The 4,718-nt window shown below is 36.4% G+C and carries 5 protein-coding genes; all 5 read left to right on the top strand.

Going from position 1 to position 4,718, the window contains the following annotated elements:
* Positions 1–460 (top strand): protein rep (locus AC1DJN_RS20775; RefSeq protein ID WP_478040048.1); only part of this gene is annotated, 460 nt, incomplete at its 5' end.
* 544 nt (positions 461–1,004) lie between these two features.
* Complete coding sequence (locus tag AC1DJN_RS20770; protein WP_476903899.1) at positions 1,005–1,649, top strand: hypothetical protein; 645 nt, start codon at positions 1,005–1,007, stop codon at positions 1,647–1,649.
* Between the two features lie 529 nt (positions 1,650–2,178).
* Positions 2,179–3,423, top strand: a complete 1,245-nt coding sequence (gene mobV, locus AC1DJN_RS20765; RefSeq protein WP_477355622.1) for a MobV family relaxase — start codon at positions 2,179–2,181, stop codon at positions 3,421–3,423.
* A gap of 36 nt (positions 3,424–3,459) precedes the next feature.
* Positions 3,460–3,723 (top strand): helix-turn-helix domain-containing protein, encoded by a 264-nt coding sequence (locus AC1DJN_RS20760; protein WP_478040045.1) that lies wholly within the window; start codon positions 3,460–3,462, stop codon positions 3,721–3,723.
* Between the two features lie 242 nt (positions 3,724–3,965).
* On the top strand, positions 3,966–4,718 hold a 753-nt coding region (locus AC1DJN_RS20755; protein WP_478040043.1), incomplete at its 3' end, for a protein rep.

Raw genomic sequence — 4,718 nt, 5'->3', positions numbered from 1 at the left:
GAATTATATTAAACAATCTGAATGGACAAGCATGTGGCAGCGTGCCATGAAATTGGATTATACACCGATTGTTCATGTGGCCAAGGTGAAGCCTAAAATGGAATCATCGGATTTTGTTGAAATTGAAGAGGAAGTAAAAAAGGTGATTCTTGAACAAAATGCTATTTTTGAAGTTTCTAAGTATCCAGTGAAGGATACAGATGTTATTCGTGGTAATAAAGTGACACCAGAAAATGTTCAAACGGTGAAAGATTTAGATACAGCATTAGCTTATAAACGCCTGATTTCCTACGGTGGTTTACTGAAGGAAATTCATAAAGAATTACAGCTTGATGATGCTGAAGATGGTGACTTAATTCACATCGATGAAGATTCTGACGAAGTGGCAAATGGTGCTATTGATGTGATGGCCTATTGGCATGTTGGATTAAATAATTACGTGATTAAAAGTGAGGGCTGAGCATGGAAAAGGAACGGAAATCTCCAAGCGAAATGGTTAATATAGAATTACTGGAAACCTACAGTCACTACAATCGTATCTATCTGCGGTCACCAGAAGAACAAGACTATATTGCTTTGTTGCGAAATGAAATGTTAAACCGAATGGAAGAAAGATCAAAGGAGTAGCGAACGCTACTCCTTTTAGTTTTTTAACTAGGGTATTCAACAAGTTCCTCAGTTAGTTTCAAATGTGTGTTCTAATTCCAACACTTTGTAATGGCCTATTGGCATGTTGGGTTAAATAATTATATTCTAAGAAGTAGTTTATTGGAATTAAATGAAATTTATAGAAATGAGGTTATGAAATGGATTTTTTAATATGGGCTTTAATTTATTTGATTTTGTTTGGTCTTTTTATACTAATAGTTTTAAAAGTTGATATTATTAGTAAAAAAACAGCTGCTAATTTAATAAAATTAAATATTTTATTAACTGCACTTTATTTGATTTATATTTGGTTGAAGTTTTTATTGTATTAACTTTTATTTCAAGCTTCCATTTTAATGGAAGCTGATGTATCCTTATATGTGAATATATTACATAGGAGGGTTTTTGTGGTAAAAAAAATAATATTTTTATTTACATTTATGATTTGTTTTTTAATTTTAGGTAATACAGATACATCGGTTTTTGCACAAGAATTAGAAAGTGATGAAGGTGCTATTGATATTAGTGTAGAAGATCTTGGGGAACTTCCTTATACTGTTGTTTCAGAGGAACAAGTTATTTCAGATTATATGGAATGGGCTAATGTTGACCGTGAAACTGCAGTTAAAGAAATGGGATTAGAAGAATCTAAATCTTTAACTGCTAGAGCTTCTTCTTCTTGTTGGCATGAATGGAGAGAATATAAAATACCTAAAAAATTAATAGACTCTACAGCTAAAGCTTATTTGACTACATATCCTTATATAAAAATGAAACAATGTGGTGATGATAGAGCGGAAATTACTGATGTATCTCCTCAAGTGAGTTATGAAAGAGAGGGTGGTATAGCTATTTCAAATATTGTTCTTAAAGATATTACTGCAGAGAAAGAATCAAAGTATGTATGTAGAGTAAGAGCAAATGGAGTTATAACAAATACTTTCGGGTTTGAATTAAGAGATTGGAAATATAGCCAACCTTTCACTTTCATGGGACCGTAAATATATCGAGACATAAAAAGAGTAGCATTTGCTACTCTTTTTATTTTGGAAAAAAAGAAAAAGCGACGCTCTCCAGAGGTAAGAAGAATCGTCGCGAGTCGAGTAAATGAAAGAAGAAGAAAAGAACCTCTCCTTTTATTTTATTGCTAGAGGGTTTGGGCGACACGTGACGGTTGTCAATCTAAATTTGCGATACCGGACCGAAGGGAGGATAAGGAGCGAATTTGGATTGACTACCTCGCTGCACCCGAACCCTCTTGGCATTGAACAAACCACCGTTTGTTCCTGCCTACCGGCGAGGGCCGGAAGTTTTGAAACCTGGGTTTCAAACCGCCGGAGGCTTATGCCATCCAAGGTGCTACCTTGGTCGTGAGTTTGAGGGGCGAAACCCTCAAGGTCTTTTGCATGCTGCAGCATGCTTTGGCGGTAGCCAACCAGCCTCGCAGAGCACGTTCTCTTGGTCACAAGAGTATAACGTGCTATACTCTTGGCAATAAAAATTGTCAGAGTATGGGGGTGCATCGGTCACATGGAGTTGGCTTGGAATACACAAAAAAATCAAATCACAGATGTTAAAGGCAAAGAAAATGAGCAAGAAAGAAAAGGCGAAATTAGAAATGATGACATTGATCTGGAGCGTACAAAAAATAATTATGATCTAGTAGAGTCAGAGAAAAATTTGTATCAGAGAGTAAAGCAGCGAGTGGACGAATTAAAAGAGACTGGTTCGAGAGTGCAAAAAAATTCGGTTGTGATGTATTCCAATATTTTGACCGTTCCTCAAGAGCAAGCTGAAAAATGGGGCGAGAAAAAAACGGATGATTATTTTAAGGGGTGCTACGAATTTTTCTGTAAGGAGTTCGGGAAAGAGAATGTAGTGAGTGGAAAAATACATAAAGACGAAACGACACCTCACATGCATTTGCACTTTGTGCCAGTCAATAAAGAGAACGGAAAATTGCAGGCACGAGTGGCAATGAACAAAGCAAAAATTAATTACATCCACGATACCTTGCCGAAATTTTTACAAGAACGTGGCTTTGACGTTGTGCGTGCTAGTGGCAAGACGAAAGAGAAAAATATTGAAAACATTCATGAATACAAAGAAGTTCAGAAGAAAGTTGCAAAGAAAGAAAATGAGTTAGAGTATTTGGACCAAACCCGTACTTTACTAGAAAAAGAGATTGGAGATAGAAAAAAGGAGTTTTTAGCATTGAGCGAAAAACTTCCGAATGATGGGGATATAAAAATTCGTGTAAAGGGCAAAGAGGTTAAAACAACTGTTACACCTAAAATGTTTGGGAAACCTGAAATTGTTGAACAGGAAACCGAGAATTTTATTGTGACACCTAAAGAACTAAAGAACATGCATGAGCAAATAAAAGCTGCGTATCAAATCAAACGAGATTATGAGCGTTTGCAGACGACGGATCTGGTGCAAGAAAATAAAAAGCTGCGCCAGTTGGCCAGTCATAAAATGAACGAAAATGAAGTGTTGAAAAAGGAAAATGCAAGTTTAAAAACTCACTTGAGGTCGGCTACAAATGAAATTAGCGTTTTAGAAGCCCGTATAAGCGATTTAAAGGCCGAAATTAAATCGATTTATAAAAGTGCTAAAGAATTCGTTAAAGAGCGTACAAAGGGCGCTATGGCCTTTAGAGACGTTTTTAAGGGGTTAATAGACAAGGTGAAAGAAAAAGTGCCTGGGGGCGAATTTGAGAAGGTTCACAAGAAGGATTTGAATCAAGAGAGAAATAGAGGCATGGAACGCTAAAGGGAGTGAATGATTTTTATGGCTACAAGAAGGAATGTGTCTACTTGGCGTAAGATTCATGAATTAGGAAATAGTGATGACGAAATGGATCTTGCATATGCTGAGATTCTTGCGACAGCAATGGATTATAGGGTTAAGAAAGGAATATCGCAAAGTGAACTTGCTAAAAGAAGTGGATTAACAATAAGTGTGATTTCAAAAATTGAAAATCAGCATAGTGTACCATCGGTAAAAAACTTTTTGAAATACATTCGAGGTCTTGAATTAGATTGGGCATTTATTATAAAAAAAGACACCTAGAAAGGTGTCTTTTTTTATGGTTTTGGAACGGAATTTTGCGAAGCGAAATTGAGTTCCTACTTCTCTTGATACATATAGAAACAACTCAAGCGCCTGAAAATCATTGTGCGCCTTAGAGCCTCAAGGGTTTGAATGGGTTTTGTCGGGTAGACAGAGAAAAAGCCTTCTGCTATGATTAAAGTGTCGAATTTCAATCAAAATAGAGGGCTTTTTGTACCCTCACCAGAAGGCGAGGTTTATTTATGCATTTGTACTCAAATGATAGCACGAGTAACCCTAGTGAATCAAGAGGTAAAGAGAATACTGATATCAAGATTTTAAAAGATACTGATAGTCGAGGGAAAGAACGAGATTGGAAAGGTAAGAAAAAGCGTTCTTTACTGATGGCTGAACATCATGAAATAGCAGCATTAAAGAAAAAAGCTGAGCGTATGTATGATTGCGGCAATTATTTAGTGTTCAAAATAAAGGATAGTCGTTTGAAACTATATCAAGCCTATTTCTGCAAAGCGAGGTTATGTCCAATGTGCAACTGGCGAAGGTCATTAAAGATTGCCTTTCAAAATAAAAAAATCATTCAAACATTGAATGAACGTGAAAAAGTAAAATGGGTTTTCTTAACGTTGACTGTTCGGAATGTCGAAGGTGACAAGCTGAAAGAGACAATGGATCAGATGACCAAGGCTTGGAATCGTTTTGCTGGTTATGCCAAATTCAAAAAGTCAGTTAAGGGATATTTTCGAGCAATGGAAGTAACTCGGAACTGGGATAAAGAAAGCGAATGGTACGGTACATATCACCCTCATTTCCATGTGTTGCTTGCTGTTCCTACAAACTATTTTACCAAGAATTATATTAAACAATCTGAATGGACAAGCATGTGGCAGCGTGCCATGAAATTGGATTATACACCGATTGTTCATGTGGCCAAGGTGAAGCCTAAAATGGAATCATCGGATTTTGTTGAAATTGAAGAGTTTGTTGAAATTGAAGAG

Source organism: Stenotrophomonas sp. 05L414_2, from assembly GCF_056397905.1.
The sequence above is the reverse complement of the archived record's forward strand: the minus strand, read 5'-3'. Positions and strand labels throughout refer to the sequence as shown.

Excerpts from the sequence above, each read along its gene's own strand:
- AC1DJN_RS20770 (WP_476903899.1), top strand. The coding sequence starts at position 1,005 with ATGGAAGCTGATGTATCCTTATATGTGAATATATTACATAGGAGGGTT.
- mobV (WP_477355622.1), top strand. The coding sequence starts at position 2,179 with ATGGAGTTGGCTTGGAATACACAAAAAAATCAAATCACAGATGTTAAA.